Origin of the sequence: uncultured Bifidobacterium sp., assembly GCF_963540075.1 — a bacterium.
Lineage (GTDB): Bacteria > Actinomycetota > Actinomycetes > Actinomycetales > Bifidobacteriaceae > Bifidobacterium.
Genome location: NZ_CAUTOG010000009.1, coordinates 1 through 16179, shown reverse-complemented (window position 1 = coordinate 16179; position 16179 = coordinate 1). Strand labels below are relative to the sequence as shown.

The window sequence follows — 16179 nt, the reverse complement described above, 5'->3', positions numbered from 1 at the left end:
ATGCCACGAACCTCGCTGGAGGATCTCCGCCGTTGGAGGGATGCCTATCGCACGGACCTCGGACCTTCGCCACTTGATGACGTCAACCGGCTCCAGTCACGTCTCGATGCCACTCATGCCCACCCCGCCGGCCTTGCGCAGCTTTTCGCCTCCGGTCATGCCCCCTTGTCGTCCCTGTTCCGTGATTCGGCGGGACTGCGTGCCGCCGGATATCGGCTCGGCCACGTGCTGAACGACCATGCGGCCAGGCAGAGAGCGGGGCAGGTCTCGGGTCTGTCGCTGGCGGTGGGAGTCGCCGCATGGAAGGACGGCGAGGCCGTCCACAGGGCCCCCGTCCTTCTGTATCCGGCAATGGTGAAGCGCCATCCGGGCGGTGACGGCACCGACGCCACTATCGCGGTGGTGGGTCCGGCGAGGTTCAACCAGTCCTTCGTATCCTCCATGCGCGGACATCGTGTCGAGCTTGATCAGGACGAGCTGCTGGACGCGTCCGCCTATGGCGAGAAGGGCCCCGGTACGTCATCGGTCTTCGAGGCGATCTGCCAGGAGACCGCGCAGGCCCTTCCCGATCTTCGTATCGAGCGTTCGATAACCCTGGGATGCTTCATGGATCCGGGTTCGTTGTTCCTTCAGGATACCGACCGGATCATCGCCTCCTTGGCGGGGGGGCATCGGGGGGGAGTGCCACTTGATGCGATGGCGGGAGTTCCCCAGGCGACGAAGGCCCTGCTCGGAGATTCTCTGCCTCAGTACAGCCCCTTCGACGTCGATCCGCACGGCGAATCCGAGATCGGCGACGTCGACAATGCCGTCCGCTACGCCGCCGGGCTGGCCTCGAGCGGTCGTTCGCTTTTTCTCGATGTCGGGGATGGCGCGGATGCGACGGCGTCCGCGGCGGCGGTTGCCACCCGCTGCATGGCAAAGGGCAGGACGGTTCTGTATGTCCCCTGCGTATCCGAGCGGCGGCGCTCGTTCCTCCACATCATGGACTCCGCTGGCCTGGGCCAGATGGTTCTGGATCTGGCCGGTGAGGACGCCGCGGGCCCCGTCGACCGTCAGCTCATCGCCGCGGTGAGCTTTCGCGACGGGGATGCGGCCGCACGCTTCGACCGGCTGGCGGACGAGCTCGTCGGGATCCGGTCGAGACTGACCAGATACCTTGGCGACCTCCATGGCACGGAGAACCGGTGGGGGGTCTCCGCCTATGCGACCATCCAGCATCTGGCCGGCATCGCCGCGCTTCCCGGCCATCCGAGCACGCATGTGAGACTGTCCCGGGCATCCGCCGAGACGCTTGCGGGTCATCTTGATGAATGGTCGGGCAAGCTGCGCCGTGCGGGGGAGCTCGGCGAGTACGTGACCGGTCCGGATGACACCCCGTGGTTCGGAGCCACTCTGGTCAGCGAGTCCGAGGCGGTGACCGCCTACCGCCGCGTGGACGACCTCCTGCGCGGCATACTGCCGCAGGCCCGGGAGCAGATCGCCTCGGTGGTGCAGTCCTGCGGTTTCCCCATCCCCTCCACCGCCGCCGACTGGGGGCGCCAGATCAGGGTGATCAAGAACCTCAGGCTCGTGCTCAACGTCTTCCAGCCGCAGGTGTTCGAGCGCGACGTGGAGGCGATGATCGAAGCCACCAAGCCCAAGCAGGTCCGTCGCGTCGAGGGTACCTCCATGGGGTTCTGGGAGCGACGCCGGCGGACCAAGGAGGCGCGTTCCCTGCTGCGTGCGGGCGCGCAGATCGAGGACCTCAACAAGGCTCTTGTCGTCGTCTCCCGCCAGGCACGGCAGTGGAGGGAGCTTGTACCGCACGGAGGCTGGCCCGTCCTGCCCCCCAAACTCGACGAGATCATATCCTGCTCCGACGCCCTTGCCGCGAACCTCACGGCCCTGGACGCGGTGCTGTCGACGACGCCGGCGGGAGGGGATCTCGAATCCGCGGACTTCACCGGTCTCGAGGCCCGGCTCAAGGCCCTTCATGACGACCGTCATGCCTTGGACACCCTTCCGGGAAGGTGCGGGTTGGAAGCGGAGTTCAAGGCCGCGGGGCTGAGCGAACTCGTCGCCGACCTCAGATCGAGACGCGTGGGCGACGACCAGGTCGACGGAGAGCTCCGTCTGTCCTGGTGGATGACAGTCTTCGAGGACATCGTGCAGTCCTCCGCCATGATCTCGAATCAGGACGGTTCGGCGCTCCAGTCGGCCTCCGAGCGTTTCCGTCAGGTCGACGCCGAGCACATCCGCTCCGTCGGTCCGATGCTTCGGGATGGGGCGCTGCGCCGGTCCTGCGACCTTCTCTTCTCGCATGCCCAGGAGGCCAACCAGCTCCATACGGTCCTCGCCGGGGGATCCCATGTGCCCTTCTCCCGTTTCCGGCATGACCATCCTTTGCTTGTGGGCTCGGCGAAGCCTCTTCTCGTGGCGACGCCGGCGACGCTGGTGGCGACGACGTCGCCCGAGCCGGTCGCTGACCTCGTCATCCTGGATGCGGCCTCCCACGCTCCGTCGGCCGAGCTGCTTTCGGTGCTGGCGCGTGCGAATCAGATCGTGGTGCTGGCGCATGCGGAGACGATGTCCTCTCCCGCCCTGCTGTCGCTGACGTCCATGATGCCCAGAATCCATGTGGCGTCGAGACCGACCCGTAGGTCCTCGACGCTGTCGGCGTTCCTGGAGGAGCATGGGTACGGCGACGTGCGACACGACCCCGTCGCGCCGGCCGCGCAGGGGACCGTCCGTCTGCATCAGGTCGAGGCCACCGGGACGGCGTCCACAGGCACGGGCCTGGTGGAGAGCAGCCAGGCGGAGATCGACGAGGTGGTCCGCATCATCGTGGACCGGGCGTCGCAGTCCGCGGCACTTCCTCACGACTACGCTCTCGCGGTCGTCGTCCTCACCGGGGCCTTCCGTGCGGGCCTTCGCGCCAGACTGCGGTCTCTGGCCTCCCGCAGTCCTGCCGTGGAGCCCTTCCTGCGGCATGTCCGTGTGGTGGACATCGGGGATGTGGCCGGCGTCAGAGCCACGGATGTGGTGCTGAGCCTGTGCTATGCGAAGACCACCCATGGGCGTCTGATTCAGCAGTTCGGCAGGCTGGAGGATGATGGCGGCGATCGTCTCCTTCTCGATGCCTGCGCCCTGGCGCGGCGTCGGCTCGATATCACGGTCGCATTCGGTCTGGAGGACCTGGATGAGGACAGGCTTCATCAGCCGGGTCCCAGGCTGCTTCGCGAGCTTCTGGAATGGGGAGGCAAGGCCGGCGACTACGTCGAGCCGGACCCGCTTCCCTCCGACGAGAAGTCCGACGTTCTCGTCGCCGACCTGGCGCAGAGGCTTCGCGCCCGTGGACTCGAAGCCGTCGTCGGCTATGGGGTCGCGCGCGGGACGTCCATACCACTGGTCGTCGGCACTCCGCAGAATCCCCATATACTCGCGGTGCTCACCGATGACGCCGATTTCATGGGGATTCAGTCGACCCGGGAGCGGCATCGTCTTATGGGAGATGGCCTGCGTTCCCTGGGATGGTCCGTGATGAGCATATGGAGCGTGTCGGCCTTCGTGAATCCCGATCGGGAGGTCGATCGCATCGTCGCACGCATCGGACAGACCGCCTCACCGGATGCGGGCTGACGGGGGAGGATGGGCATGCAGCGCTACGATTCCACGCGGAGGGTTCCCCGTGGCCATCGGCGCTCGGCGCGCCGGGGGAGCGAGTTCTTCGAGGAGGATTCCGCATCGGCCCACGAGTTCGATGACGAGGAGCCTCATTCCCGACGTGATGACCGATCCATCGACGACGAGAGCGACGATGCACGGATTCTTTCGGAACTGCCGCCGCACTGGGCGGTTTTCACCGAGAGGGAGGGCTGATGGCCACCATCGGCGCCACGCCTGACATCCGTGTCACCCGTAGAGCTTCGGCGGCGGGAAGAGCGAGGGACAGAAAGGTCGTGTCCTGCTGCTTCGCTGACAGGTCGAGGACGATCGCCTTGTCGCTGACCGGGCACAGCCCCTCCTGACGGTCCGTCTCCCGGCATTCTCCGTCGGAGAGCAGCACGAGGCGGTCGCCGGGGGTGATTCCCCGTCCCGTGCCGATAACCGGCACCTCGAGGGCCGCATATCCCTGCGGAACCGAGGGCGATTCCGTGAGAACCGCATGCGAGAGCGGCTCCCCCTCCAGGACGTCCGCGAGCAGGGTCCGCCCCACGACCTCGTTCCTCTCCGATGACATGCCCGGGAGCACTCCGGAGCGCGGAACGTCCCTGATGGCGACGTCCTTCGACGTCAGGATGCGTCCGGCGCGCAGGGCCGCCCCGGCGACCACGACGGATGACGAAGGAATCACGGTGATCGCAAGACGGGCGGGCAGCAGCAGTGCGGCGACGAAGGCCATGGCGGTCACGATGCGACGAAGCCGTGCGAGTCTTCTGCGCATGGCGAGTGTCGGATGGGTGATGGCCGAGCGATACGAAGGGCGCTCGGTGCGAAGGAAGGGATCCATGGGGCAAGCGTGGCGCGTCCCGTCGCCTTCGATGGGCTTGAGGAAGGACTGTGGTCGCGGCGGAGCGGAGGCGGACGTTCCTGCGGGTCTGGACCGGGCTTCGCGCGACGGGAACGGCGGGTCACGTCATACGAGCCACAGGGACCTCTCGGTGACCCCGTGCCGGGCCTTCTACTTGGTGTGCGAGGATCCCGCGTTGTCCGTGTGATAGAACCCGTGCCCTTTGAATTCGATGGGCACCGCGGAATACACCTTCCTCACCCTGGGCTCGTGGCACTGCGGGCATTCGACGATGGGGGAGTCGTCGAACGACTGGTACCTGGTGAAGTCGTATCCGCAGTTCCTGCAACGATAGTGATACGTCGGCAACGGTTCTCCTCCAGACGGCTTTCGGTTACGCTACGGCCATCCTAATACCGGGCTTCGCCGGGAGGGCGCTGAACATCCGATTTCACGCCCTGAGAACTTCCGCGACCGCCCGTGAGATCCCGTCGACCGAATGCCCGAGAAGGAAAGGTCGCGGCCAGCGAAGCGTCAGGCGGGCACGCCGCGACGGATGGGCGAGGCACCCTCGGGCGTGAGCACCGCATCCACGGGCACGTCGTGGGTCTCACGGGGAAGGGGTCCGTCGACGACCTCCCATGGCCAGCACACGGCGATGACGGTGGAGGTCGCGGGGATGGATGTCAGGACGCGGTCGTACCACCCGCCTCCTCGTCCCACGCGCGTTCCGTGCCCGTCGACCGCGAGTGCGGGGACGAGAATCGTCCCCGCATCGTCGACGGCGTCGGCGTCGAGCACGGGGCCGAAGGGCTCACGGGGCCGTTCCCTCCCGGACCCGAAGCGGCCTGCCGTCCGCAATTCGTCCAGCGACGTCAGAATCCCCCAGCCAAGCTCCCTTCCTGACCCGAGTCGTGGAACGATCACCTTCAGACCGCGTTCGAGGGCGAGTCCGAGCAGCGGGTCGAGATCGATCTCAGATCCCATGGAGACGTAGGCGGCGATCGTCGCGGTGTCACCGTTCTTCGCGGGGACCACCGCGGGAAGCAGTGGGCGGGCGGCCTGCGCCAGCGAACGCCCGGCCGCCGCACGTTCGCCGGCGCTGATTCGGGCCCGTCTTATCAGCGCCGCCCGTCGCAGTTCGTCCTTGGCCGTCCGTACATCGATCGTCATCCCACCGTTCTAGCAGTGCGCATCCCCATGTTCCGCGGTCCTCGCCATAAGCCCTCATGGCGGGAGCGGTTGCCGGGGCGCCCTCGGGAGGGCCTCCGTGGTCTGGGGGTGGAGACGCCGGTCTCAGAGACGGTGTCGCGGAGGCTGGAGGTCGTGGATGCCGCGGTGCACAATGGAGGCGTGCGCGTCATCGGCAGACCCTTCGGCGGAACGGGTCCATCGATTCCCCGGAGGGCCGAACCCTCCCTGAAGCCGCCACGACGCCTGGTGGCCCCGACAGGAGCGGTTCCCATCACCCTGCGTCCCGTGCGTCTCTCCGACGAACGGGAATGGGAGGACGTGCGCTGGAGGAACCGCGACTGGCTCGATCCCTGGGAGTCGGGGGATCCCCTTGGCGCGGAGCCCCCCGGCTTCCGCCGGTGGGTGGGTCTGATCCGTCGCTCCGAACGGCAGGGAACGGGGACCTCGATGCTGGTCGATCTGGAGGGACGCATCGTCGGTCAGGTGTCTCTCGGAGCCGTCTCCGCCGGTGCGCTGAGGTCGGGGACCGTGGGGTACTGGGTGGACCGCGTCCATGCCGGACGGGGAATCGCTCCGATGGCCGTCGCCCTCCTCGCGGACTGGGCCTTCCACGGCGATCCGGGGCCCCGGCTGCATCGTCTGGAGATCGCCATGCTGCCTGGGAACGATCGTTCGCGTCGCGTAGCCGAGAAGCTCCACGCGCGCTATGAGGGTCGGCGAAGCCGGTATATGTTCGTCGATGGGCGCTGGAGGGACCACGACTGCTACGCCCTCCTCGCCGAGGACTGGGTCGGAGGTTCAGCGGCGTCGCTGGTCTCCCGACACGCCTAGGCCGTTCGTCGCGGAAGGTCCGGTGTTCTTCTATTCTGGGAGTTATGGATGATGGGTGGGTGAGCACGGCCATTGTGCTCGCCGTCATCGCCATCGTCATGGTCGTATGGCTTCCCGGACGCACCCGGGACAGCATGAGGAGGGTGGTCGAGCATCGACAGGACCGGTATTCGCCGTCGCTCCATCTTATCGACGAACGCAGCGGGACACGGTTCTCCGATGAGAGGACGCCGACGGTGAAGGGGGTACTGATGCAGCCGACCCGTACTGTCTCGCCGGGACCGACGAGGAAACGCATCGCCGAGGTCCGGCGTCGCAGACGGGAGGCAATCAGGCGTCGCCGGGTTCTGACGTCCGCATTGCTCGGCCTGGGCGTCGCGGTTCTTGTGTCGGCGCGCATCTGGGCGTTCGCCCCGTGGTGGTCCCTGGTGTTCTTCCTGCCTCTTCTTGCGGTCGTCGCCCTGGGGGCGCGAGCCTCCGCGCATGCCCGGCGCTGGGAGGACCGCGTCAGGACGCTTCGCGACGTCGGGAGGACATCAGCCATGACCCCGGGATCCGCTGGTCCCGGTTCGCGTGATTCGGGAGAGGTCGGGAAGACGGACGTCGGATCCGGCGCGCATCCGACGGGGGATGATTCTCCGACCGCGACCCTGGCCGCTCGCCAGATCCGGCAGGCCCTGCGCAGAAGTGCCGAGGAGCGCGACCGGAGGACGAAGGACCGCCGCGTCGACTCGGGGATTCCGGCATCCTTGGCCGCGACGAAGTCGGAGGAGTCGGTTATCGGTTATGCCTCGGCGTCGGATCATGCTTCTGCTGCCGGCGCGGATTCCCCTGCGATGCCTCCGAACCGATCTCAGACCCCGGATCGGTCTTCGGCTCGGCCCAGGGTTCCTGACGTCAGCGCCGCGACGTCCGGGGGACCGGCCTCCGACGAGACGAACGAGCTCGTCACCATCCATCCCGCGGCGCCTCTGGACGCCTTCGACATGGCCGTGTCGGGCCAGGACCTCATCTCCTTCTCGCTGGGTGAGGCGCCTGGCGATGCGCGCAGCGGGTCATTCGCCTCGGATCAGGGTCCCCAGAGCCTGGAGATCAGGTCCACCCGTCAGGTCTCACGCGCGGTTCCGGGCGGGCGGCCCGTGTCCTCACCGGATCCGGAATCCGACGAGTCCACGACCACCGTCCCCGCGACCGCTGCCGTCGAGGAACCCGAGTCCGGGTATGAAAGCGGCGAGGATTTTCACAGGACGGAGATGGAGGCCCCCGTCGAGGCCCCGCCCGTGACGGGCGATTCGCTGGGTCCCGCCATCGAATCGATTCTCTCCCGCCGCTCGGCGTAGCCGGTTTCCGCCGTCATGGGGAGACGGAGGCAGGCCGCTCGCTTCGATCGGCGCACTGTTCTCTGACAGCATTAGCACTCGAGTTGGCGGAGTGCTAGCAATCGCGCTACTATGAGTGCCAGCGCGAAGGGAAGCCGCCGACCGTGTCCGTCAGCCGCGATGGGTGGCGTCCTGGCGCGGGAACCATCGATTTCTCTCACAGAAAGAGGAGGTCCACAGTGTCGATCTCACTCACACCGTTGGAAGACAAGATCATCGTCAAGCAGGCCGAGGCCGAGACGAAGACCGCGTCCGGGCTGTTCATCCCGGACAACGCCAAGGAGAAGCCGCAGCAGGGCGAAGTCCTGGCCGTGGGTCCGGGGCGTCGCGACGATGACGGCAAGAGGATCCCCGTCGACGTCAAGGCCGGCGACCGTATCCTGTATTCGAAGTACGGCGGCACCGAGGTGCACTACAAGGGCGAGGATTATCTGATCGTCTCCGCCCGCGATGTGCTGGCCATTCTCAACTGACCTTCCTTCGTTGCGAAGGGGCCCCGCGGAACAGCTTCCGCGGGGCCCCTTCCTGTTGTCTGTTGTTCGCATCCTCGTTCCATGAGGCGGATGGTCGGAGGGTCCCATCCCCCATCGTCCTGTGACGGCGTCCTGGCGTCAGGTCAATGGCATCTCGGTGAGGTGCGTCCTGCCTTATGCGGATTCAGCGCCCCCGGACCGATGTCGACGACTCAGATGCCCGCTTCGGCCAGAGCGTGGTCGATGTCACGGATAAGGTCCTCGGTGTCCTCGAGCCCGACGGCGAAGCGAAGGAAGCCCCGATGGAACTCCTCGGGGTAGAGGTACTGGCGTTCGTCGTCCTCGCCGAGGAAGACGATGAGGCTTTCGTCATGGCCGAGGGACACCGCCGAGGTGATGACCTCGAGCTTCGAGACGAAGCGGTTGTGTCCGTCATGGTCGGTGTCGAGCCCGAAGCTTAGCACCCCGCCGAAGCCGGCGTCCGGTCGGGCGAGCTGGCGGACCGCCACGTCATGTCCCGGATGGCTCTCCAGTCCCGGATAGGCGACGAAGCGCACCTGGGGAAGCGACTCGAGATGGCGGGCGATGGACAGCGCCGAGGCGTTGTGCTGGCGCATGCGCAGGGGGAGCGTCACCGACCCCCGGTTGATGAGCCAGGCGTTGAAGGGGCTGATGACGCCGCCGTAGTTCACCTGGTAGGTGTACCGAATTCGGTCGGCGCGCTCCTTGGTGGTGGCGATGACGCCTCCCAGGGCGTCCCCGTGCCCGTTGATGTACTTCGTCAGGCTTTCGATGGCGATGTCGGCGCCCAGATCGAGGGGACGCACGTTGTACGGCGTGCTGAAGGTGTTGTCCACGCTCAGGAGGATCTCGTGCCCGTAGCGTTTCGCGGCGTCGTGGACGATCCCTGCCACCGCGGCGATGTCCGTGACCTTGAGGGTGGGGTTCGCGGGGGTCTCGATGTGGACGAGCCGCGTCGTGGGCCTCAGGGCCCTGGCGACGTTCTCCGGGTCCGAGGTGTCGACGATGCTCGTGTCGACGCCGTACTTCTCCGGCAGGATCTGGTGCAGGAGCCGGTAGGCGGCGATGTAGGTGGTGTCGGAGAACACGGCATGGTCCCCCCGGCCGAGGAAGGTCGTGAAGGTGGCCGCCAGGGCCGCGACGCCGGAGGCCAGAGCCACCGCGTCCTCGGAGCCTTCGAGGTTGGCGATCTTGGCCTCGAGATAGCGCTGGTTGGGATGCCCGTTGCGGGCGTAGAGGTTGAGGTCCGAGCTCGACCAGTTGATGTCCGAGGGGTCGTAGGGCAGGGCGTAGGCGTTGGCGAGGGTGATGGGCCGACGGATGGCCCCCGTCTCGGCGTCCACGCCGTTGCCGAGGTGTATCGACCTCGTGGAGAAGCCGAGGGGGTTGTCGTCGAAGGAGAGTCCCTGATGGACGCGTGAGGATGTCATGCCCCCCAGCCTGTCACCCGGCTCCAGGCCGGGCAAGCCCTCGCTTCTCCCCGGGGAGTCTGGAATTCTGCGGCGTTGCAGCGTGCTATCGGGAACGTCTATAGGCGTGTCGGTCGCGTCGGGCCGAATGCGTGCCCCGGTACGGATGTGGGGGACGGGCAGCGTGTCCGGCCACCCCCCCGTGCCCGCTTCGGCTCATGTCGCGTGCGCTTGCGCCGCCTGCCCGTGGGCGCCGCGGCGTGTGGGCGTCTACGATGAGGCTATGACATTCCGGCATCGTTCCATCGTCGACACCATTCCCGCGTACCGGCAGGGCCGTCCCGCGCCCGCCACTCCCGGTCGCCGCTCCTTCAAGATCTCCAGCAACGAGAATCCCTTCGATCCGCTGCCCAGCGTCGTCGACGCGATCAGCTCCGGGTCCCTTGCCCGCGTCAACCGCTACCCGGACATGCGCGGCTGGGACGTCGTCGAGCGGGTCGCCGCGCTCGAGGGGGTCGCACCCGAGAACGTCGTCCTGGGCTGCGGATCCACCGAGGTCATCACGCAGCTCGTGGATCTCGTGGCCGGGCCGGGGGACGAGGTCGTCTACCCTTGGCGCAGCTTCGAGGCCTATCCCATCATCGTCGCCGGGGCGGGGGCGACCAGCGTGCGGGTCCCCAATCGCCCGGATGGTTCGCATGACGTGGACGGCATCATCGGGGCGGTGAACGAGCGCACCAGGCTCGTCATCGTCAACAACCCCAACAACCCCACCTCCACGGCCCTGTCGGACGCGGACGCACGCCGGATCGTGGACGCCGTGCCGGATGACGTCCTCGTGCTCTTCGACGAGGCCTACTTCCAGTTCAACACCTCCGAGGGCACCAGCGTCGCCATGGACCTCTTCCCCGACCATCCCAACATCGTCGTCGCGCACACCTTCTCCAAGGCCTACGGTCTGGCGGGTCTGAGGATCGGCTATGGCGTGGCCACCCCCGAGGTCATCGAGGGCATGCGCAAGATGTCGCTGCCCTTCGGCGTCACGGACGTGGCGCAGAAGGCCGCTCTGGCCTCACTGGACGCTCGTGAGGAGCTGGAGATCAGGGTCAAGTCGCTCGTCTCCGAACGCGACCGCGTGGTCGACGCCCTGCGCTCGCAGGGCTGGGAGTTCCCCGAGCCGTACGCCAACTTCCTGTGGCTGCCGCTGGGGGACCGCACCGACGAGGCCGCCGAAAGATTCACCTCCGCCGGACTGTCGACGCGGGTCTTCTCCGGGGAGGGCATCCGCATCTCGATCGGCGAGACCGAGGCCAACGACAGGGTCATCGAGGTCTGCCTGCGTCTGGTCGGGGAGGGCATCCGCGCCTGACCCCGGCGGCTTCCGCGGCGTGTCCCCGACTTGCGCAAGTCGGAAACGCGTGGCACTATGGCGAAGTTGCCGTTTTGAGGCCTTGGTCTTGCGCGGCGGCATGGCGGATTTCCCAAGCGGTCAAAGGGAGCTGACTGTAAATCAGCCGCTTCGTGCTTCAGTGGTTCGAATCCACTATCCGCCACGCCTCGATAGCTCAGTGGTAGAGCACTTCCTTGGTAAGGAAGAGGTCGTGAGTCCGATTCTCACTCGAGGCTCGATGGCGGGGTAGCTCAGCTGGCTAGAGCGTGCGACTCATAATCGTAAGGTCAAGAGTTCGAGTCTCTTCCTCGCTACGAACACCGGCCGACGTCGGTGACCACACGAACACAGAGGTGAGGCATATGGCAAGCAAGAGCGCCGATATCCGTCCGGGCATCACGCTGGCATGCACCGAGTGCAAGGAACGCAACTACATCACGACGAAGAACCGCCGCAACACGCCGGATCGTCTCGAGCTCAAGAAGTTCTGCCCCCGCTGCGGCAAGCAGACCCTGCATCGCGAGACCCGCTGAGCGCGCCTGTCATCCCGCGACCGTGAAGGCCCGACCCGTGTGGTCGGGCTTTTTCCGTACCATGGCCCCTATGGCATCCGGCAATTCGGCAGACCCCCTCTCCATCCGACACGGTCGTTCCGACGACGTCCGTGCTTCCGTCGGGCGCATCCGTTTCGCGGACCTGACGACGATGGGCGTCGGCGGGTCCATCCGGAGCTTTGTCCTCGGATATCGCGATGAGGTCATCGAGGCGGTAAGGGACGCTGATGTGCAGGGTCTGCCGCTCTGCGTCATCGGAGGAGGGTCGAACCTGCTGGTCCGGGACGGACCCTTCGATGGCGTCGTCGTGCGTGACAGGAGTCGTGGCCTGCACGACGTGCTCCGGACCGACGACGTCGTGGTCCAGCGGGTGGATGCCGGGATGATGTGGGATGACTATGTCGCCATGTCCGTCGGCTCCGGTCTGTCAGGCGTCGAGGGACTGTCGGGGGTGCCGGGGACGGTCGGTGCCTCGGTCGTCCAGAACATCGGCGCCTACGGCCAGTCCGTCGCCTCCTCGGTGCGCCGAGTCGAGGCGTGGGACAGGCTGTCCGGTCGTCTCGTCGTCCTCGGGCCGGGCGACCTGCGCTTCGGCTACCGGACCTCGGCCCTCAAGGAGAGCATGTACGTCTCGCCGGCCGTCCCCGCCGTGCGCTTCTTCCCCACCCCCCGTTACGTCGTGCTGACGGTGGATCTGGCTCTGAGGCCCGACGGCATGGGGACCGTCGCCTACGGGCAGCTGGCCCATGCCCTGGGGGCGGTGGTGGGGGACAGGCTGCCCGTCGAGGAGATCCGTGCCGCGGTGCTGCGGGTGCGGGCCGCCAAGGGGATGCTTGAGGATCCGCACCGCTATGCCACGCCGGTGATGGCCGGCATGCGCGACCCCATCGCGGTGGAGGCCGCCCTGGAGTCGATGCGTCGGGACTCCGACGTCCAGGACGCCGACCGGCACAGCTGCGGAAGCTTCTTCATGAACCCGGTGCTGTCCGTCGGACAGGCTGCGCAACTGCCCGACGACGCTCCACGATTCCCGGTGGCCCCGCAGGGAGCGGCGGACGTGGACGCCCGCCCGGGCGTCAAGACCTCGGCGGCGTGGCTGATTGACCATGCCGGCTTCCATCGTGGATTCCGGCTGTCCCCGGATGCCCCGGCGGCGCTGTCCTCCCGGCATACCCTGGCGCTGACCAACAGGGGAGCGGCCCGGGCCGCGGACGTGGTCGCGCTCGCCTCGGCCGTCCGTGACGGCGTGCGGTCGGTTTTCGGAGTGACTCTGGACCCCGAGCCCGTGCTCGTCGGAGTGGGACTGGACTAGCGGAGAGGGCTTTCCCATCCGGCGTCCTGCGGCGTGGGTAGCGTGGAGACGTTCCGAGTTTGCAAGGAGGTCGTCATGCCGTACGTCATCGCCCAGCCCTGCGTGGATGTGAAGGACAAGGCCTGCGTCGACGAATGCCCCGTCGACTGCATCTACGAGGGTGGCCGGTCCCTGTACATCAATCCCAACGAATGCGTCGACTGCGGTGCCTGCGAGCCGGTCTGCCCGACCGAGGCGATCTTCTATGAGGACGACCTGCCGGAGGAGTGGGCATGGTACAAGGATGCCGCGGCGGATTTCTTCTCCGAGATCGGCGACCTGGGCGGCGCCTCGGCCGCCGGCCCCATCGGCCATGACCCCGCCCAGGTGGCGGCTCTGCCACCTCAGAGCCAGAGCTGATCGCACGCAAGGCACGCATGGGCTTCTCCTCCTATGACACCCCCTATGACTGGTCGCGCCTGGCGCCGCTGAAGGCCATGGCGGCGGCATATCCCGGCGGCATGGCCGACCTGTCCGTCGGATCCCCGGTCGATTCGGTGCCCGACCGGATTCGCCATGCCCTGGCGGAGGCCTCGGACGCTCATGGATACCCGCGGACCCTGGGGTCCCCTCGTCTGCGTACGGCGATCGCCGACTGGCTGCTCAACTGTCGTGGCGTCGACGTGCGCGAAGTCGATGCCGACCTTCTTCCCACCGTCGGATCCAAGGAGGCCGTGGCCCTCATGGCCAGCCTTCTGCGTCTGGGCCCCGGCGACGTGGTGGTGCAGCCCCGTGTCTCCTATCCGACCTACGAGATCGGCACCCAGCTCGCCGGCGCGCACGTCCTCAAGGTGGACGACGTGTGCGACGTCTCGTCGTGGCGCGACGTCCCCGGCGTGCGGGCCATATGGGTCAATTCGCCCTGCAACCCGACGGGCGAGGTGGTCTCCGCAGCCCGTCTGGCTTCGCTCGTCGCCGAGGCCAGGCGTCTTGGGGCCGTGGTCCTGTCCGACGAATGCTACGCGCTCCTCGCCTGGGACGGCGCCGCCCCCTGCGTTCTCGACCCTGCCGTCTGCGCGTCCGACGCCAAGGGCGTTATCATGCTCTACTCGCTGAGCAAGCAGTCGAATCTCGCCGGGTATCGCGCCGCCTTCATGGCAGGAGATCGCAAGATCCTGGAGAGAATGGCTGACTACCGCCGGCAGATCGGACAGATCGTTCCCGCTCCGGTGCAGGGCGCCATGACGGAGGCGTTGCGAGACGTCGATGACGTGGATGTGCAGCGCGCGCGCTACCGCGGGCGCCTGGCGAGGCTGGTGGAGGCGTTGCGCGAGGCCGGATATGCGGCCGGGATGCCCCAGGGGGGTCTGTACGTCTGGGTGAGGGCGGTCACCGGGGACTGCTGGCGGGATATGGAGACGCTGGCCGCGAGAGGGGTCGTCGCCAGCCCGGGGGAGTTCTATGGCGATCGCAAGAGTCTGCGCTTCACGGCCACGGCATCCGATGAATCGGTGGATCTGGCCTGTGCTCGTCTGTCATCGTTCGCAGGGGAGTTCCCGGGGGCCGCAGAGGTCATAGACCAAGCCTGACTGAGTCTCCTCCGTAGCGGTTCCGGACCTGATCCAGGGCCTTCTCCGCGTCACGCATTCTCATGTCCCTGTCGGTGCCATCCCCGTAGCCGATGTTCGCCGGACCATTGCCGCGTATGGTGCCGCCCCTCCTCGACGCGGCTCCTCCGGAATCATGGCCGGCTTCCCCGGGATTGTCAAGGTCGTCAAGGGAGGGCTGAATCGCCGTGGAAGCCGCCGCGGAAAGCCCGCTCACGCTTATTCCCGCGAGCCTGAGCGCGGTCGGCAGCGTCGGACCGGTCCCCGCGTTCAGCATCGCGCGGAGAAGAGCCGTGGCATGGCGGTAGAGAGTCGTCGCCATGTCCGTGGGAGAATCTAGGGTCAGGGAACGCGTTGAGTAGTGCAGGTCGGGGAGTCTCAGCTTGACGCTGATCGTCCGTGCAGCCAGCCCGCGGTGACGCAGGGTGGAAGCGACCTCGTCGCAGCAGCGGCGCAGGAGACCGAGGACCGCATCCGCGTCCCTGGTGTCCCTGACGAAGGTTCTTTCCGCGCCGATGGATTTGGCGAGTCTGTGGGCGACGACGGGTCTGTCGTCATCGCCCGCGGCCATCAGGGCCAGCGTCCGGGCAGCGGCTTGCGATCCGGTGGCGCGCAGCAGACCATCCCCGTCCATGGCCGCCAGGTCGGACACCTGATGGACCCCCCAGACGTTCAGCCGTCGTTCCAAGGCCGGGCCGATGCCTGGCACGGAGCGCAGGGGCATCATCCCGATGAACTCGGCCCGGCGGTCGCGGGGGACGAGCAGCATGCCGTCGGGCTTGGCCATCGTCGAGGCCAGTTTGGCGATGAGCTTGTTGGACGCCACGCCCACCGAGCAGGTGACGGACAGTCGTTCCGCGACGGTGCGGCGGATCCATGCCCCGATGGCCGTCGGGCGGCCCCATCGCAGCAGCGCCCCCGACGCGTCGATATAGGCCTCGTCGACGGAGACCTGCTCGACCGCGTCCGTCACCGTTCCCAGGATCTCCTCCATCGCGATGCGTGACATCGAACGGTAGTAGGTCATGTCTACCGGAAGAAACACGCCTTCCGGGCACAGACGGCGGGCGCGGGATGTGGGCATGGCGGAATTTACCCCGAAGCGGCGGGCCTCATAGCTCGCCGCCGACACCACGGAACGGGGACCCGTCCCCACGATCACCGGTCGACCGCGAAGCTCGGGATGCCGGGCGACCTCCAACGAGGCATAGAAGGCGTCCATGTCGACATGCAGAACGGTGCAGCCTGATTCGTCATGCCCCCAGTCCCGGTCGGCGGCCTTCACCCGCGGAGAGCTGCTCATGGGGCCATCCTAGGACGTAGCCCCGCAGATGGAGCCGTGTTCGCGGATGACATGGGGACGGCTCCTTCTGTGGCGGCGTCGTCCCGCGGCGGGGCGGGTCGGCGGACGATGGTACAGTGTCTTGATGTTGCGTCCGTGGCGCAGCGAGGAGTCATGCCTGAGTGGCCGATAGGGGCACCCTGCTAAGGTGTTAGTCGCGTTAGCGGCTCGAGGGTTCGAATCCCTCTGACTCCGC

15 protein-coding genes and 4 tRNA genes are annotated in these 16179 nt (G+C 67.2%); 14 read left to right on the top strand and 5 right to left on the bottom strand.

Features of this window, described 5'->3' with window-relative positions; genetic code table 11:
* Both RWX87_RS02335 and RWX87_RS02330 read left to right on the top strand, forming a co-directional pair.
* Positions 1-3621 (top strand): helicase, encoded by a 3621-nt coding sequence (locus tag RWX87_RS02335; protein WP_314686484.1) that lies wholly within the window; start codon positions 1-3, stop codon positions 3619-3621.
* A gap of 15 nt (positions 3622-3636) precedes the next feature.
* Entirely contained in the window at positions 3637-3861 is a 225-nt protein-coding gene (locus RWX87_RS02330) for a hypothetical protein (RefSeq protein ID WP_314686482.1), read from the top strand.
* On the opposite strand, the gene RWX87_RS02325 is transcribed toward RWX87_RS02330, so the two are convergent.
* The 3 genes from RWX87_RS02325 to RWX87_RS02315 all read right to left on the bottom strand — a co-directional run bounded on the left by RWX87_RS02325 (position 3842) and on the right by RWX87_RS02315 (position 5665).
* A complete protein-coding gene (locus RWX87_RS02325) occupies positions 3842-4492 on the bottom strand; it encodes an SAF domain-containing protein (RefSeq protein ID WP_314686479.1) in 651 nt (216 codons plus the stop codon). The two genes, RWX87_RS02330 and RWX87_RS02325, sit on opposite strands and share 20 nt — an antisense overlap.
* Before the next feature lie 171 nt (positions 4493-4663).
* The gene (locus RWX87_RS02320) at positions 4664-4861 is read right to left on the bottom strand and encodes an FmdB family zinc ribbon protein (protein WP_314686477.1); all 198 of its coding nucleotides are present in this window, start codon (positions 4859-4861) and stop codon (positions 4664-4666) included.
* A gap of 165 nt (positions 4862-5026) precedes the next feature.
* Positions 5027-5665, bottom strand: a complete 639-nt coding sequence (locus RWX87_RS02315) for a 5-formyltetrahydrofolate cyclo-ligase (RefSeq protein WP_314686475.1) — start codon at positions 5663-5665, stop codon at positions 5027-5029.
* Positions 5666-5773: 108 nt separating this feature from the next.
* Between RWX87_RS02315 and RWX87_RS02310 the strand changes: the two genes are divergently transcribed.
* The 3 genes from RWX87_RS02310 to groES all read left to right on the top strand — a co-directional run bounded on the left by RWX87_RS02310 (position 5774) and on the right by groES (position 8369).
* Positions 5774-6517 carry a GNAT family protein gene (locus tag RWX87_RS02310; protein ID WP_314686472.1) on the top strand — a complete coding sequence of 248 codons (744 nt, stop codon included), beginning with the start codon at positions 5774-5776 and terminating at the stop codon, positions 6515-6517.
* Positions 6518-6576: 59 nt separating this feature from the next.
* Entirely contained in the window at positions 6577-7857 is a 1281-nt protein-coding gene (locus RWX87_RS02305; RefSeq protein WP_314686471.1) for a hypothetical protein, read from the top strand.
* A 218-nt stretch (positions 7858-8075) separates the two neighbouring features.
* Entirely contained in the window at positions 8076-8369 is a 294-nt protein-coding gene (gene groES, locus RWX87_RS02300; protein WP_314686468.1) for a co-chaperone GroES, read from the top strand.
* Positions 8370-8581: 212 nt separating this feature from the next.
* On the opposite strand, the gene RWX87_RS02295 is transcribed toward groES, so the two are convergent.
* A complete protein-coding gene (locus tag RWX87_RS02295) occupies positions 8582-9820 on the bottom strand; it encodes an aminotransferase class I/II-fold pyridoxal phosphate-dependent enzyme (RefSeq protein ID WP_314686467.1) in 1239 nt (412 codons plus the stop codon).
* Positions 9821-10082: 262 nt separating this feature from the next.
* Between RWX87_RS02295 and RWX87_RS02290 the strand changes: the two genes are divergently transcribed.
* The 8 genes from RWX87_RS02290 to dapC all read left to right on the top strand — a co-directional run bounded on the left by RWX87_RS02290 (position 10083) and on the right by dapC (position 14623).
* Positions 10083-11168, top strand: a complete 1086-nt coding sequence (locus tag RWX87_RS02290) for a histidinol-phosphate transaminase (RefSeq protein WP_314686465.1) — start codon at positions 10083-10085, stop codon at positions 11166-11168.
* Between the two features lie 102 nt (positions 11169-11270).
* Positions 11271-11352, top strand: a tRNA-Tyr gene (locus RWX87_RS02285).
* A 1-nt stretch (position 11353) separates the two neighbouring features.
* Positions 11354-11425 (top strand) — tRNA-Thr (locus tag RWX87_RS02280).
* Between the two features lie 4 nt (positions 11426-11429).
* Positions 11430-11503 (top strand) — tRNA-Met (locus tag RWX87_RS02275).
* A gap of 48 nt (positions 11504-11551) precedes the next feature.
* On the top strand, positions 11552-11722 hold the full coding sequence (rpmG, locus tag RWX87_RS02270) for a 50S ribosomal protein L33 (RefSeq protein ID WP_022858912.1): 171 nt from the start codon (positions 11552-11554) through the stop codon (positions 11720-11722).
* 172 nt (positions 11723-11894) lie between these two features.
* Positions 11895-13055 (top strand): FAD-binding protein, encoded by a 1161-nt coding sequence (locus RWX87_RS02265; RefSeq protein ID WP_314686535.1) that lies wholly within the window; start codon positions 11895-11897, stop codon positions 13053-13055.
* A gap of 75 nt (positions 13056-13130) precedes the next feature.
* Entirely contained in the window at positions 13131-13454 is a 324-nt protein-coding gene (gene fdxA / locus RWX87_RS02260; protein ID WP_314686441.1) for a ferredoxin, read from the top strand.
* Positions 13455-13471: 17 nt separating this feature from the next.
* On the top strand, positions 13472-14623 hold the full coding sequence (dapC, locus tag RWX87_RS02255) for a succinyldiaminopimelate transaminase (RefSeq protein ID WP_314686440.1): 1152 nt from the start codon (positions 13472-13474) through the stop codon (positions 14621-14623).
* Here dapC and dinB read toward each other — a convergent pair.
* A complete protein-coding gene (dinB, locus tag RWX87_RS02250; protein ID WP_314686437.1) occupies positions 14607-15944 on the bottom strand; it encodes a DNA polymerase IV in 1338 nt (445 codons plus the stop codon). The two genes, dapC and dinB, sit on opposite strands and share 17 nt — an antisense overlap.
* Before the next feature lie 147 nt (positions 15945-16091).
* Here dinB and RWX87_RS02245 point away from each other — a divergent pair.
* Positions 16092-16178, top strand: a tRNA-Ser gene (locus RWX87_RS02245).
* Position 16179: the final 1 nt, after the last annotated feature.

Bases quoted from the DNA above. Each gene is read 5' to 3' on its own strand.
- RWX87_RS02335 (WP_314686484.1), top strand. From the start codon at position 1: ATGCCACGAACCTCGCTGGAGGATCTCCGCCGTTGGAGGGATGCCTAT.
- RWX87_RS02330 (WP_314686482.1), top strand. From the start codon at position 3,637: ATGCAGCGCTACGATTCCACGCGGAGGGTTCCCCGTGGCCATCGGCGC.
- RWX87_RS02325 (WP_314686479.1), bottom strand. From the start codon at position 4,492: ATGGATCCCTTCCTTCGCACCGAGCGCCCTTCGTATCGCTCGGCCATC.
- RWX87_RS02315 (WP_314686475.1), bottom strand. From the start codon at position 5,665: ATGACGATCGATGTACGGACGGCCAAGGACGAACTGCGACGGGCGGCG.
- RWX87_RS02295 (WP_314686467.1), bottom strand. From the start codon at position 9,820: ATGACATCCTCACGCGTCCATCAGGGACTCTCCTTCGACGACAACCCC.
- RWX87_RS02290 (WP_314686465.1), top strand. From the start codon at position 10,083: ATGACATTCCGGCATCGTTCCATCGTCGACACCATTCCCGCGTACCGG.
- rpmG (WP_022858912.1), top strand. From the start codon at position 11,552: ATGGCAAGCAAGAGCGCCGATATCCGTCCGGGCATCACGCTGGCATGC.
- RWX87_RS02265 (WP_314686535.1), top strand. From the start codon at position 11,895: ATGGGCGTCGGCGGGTCCATCCGGAGCTTTGTCCTCGGATATCGCGAT.
- fdxA (WP_314686441.1), top strand. From the start codon at position 13,131: ATGCCGTACGTCATCGCCCAGCCCTGCGTGGATGTGAAGGACAAGGCC.
- dapC (WP_314686440.1), top strand. From the start codon at position 13,472: ATGGGCTTCTCCTCCTATGACACCCCCTATGACTGGTCGCGCCTGGCG.
- dinB (WP_314686437.1), bottom strand. From the start codon at position 15,944: ATGAGCAGCTCTCCGCGGGTGAAGGCCGCCGACCGGGACTGGGGGCAT.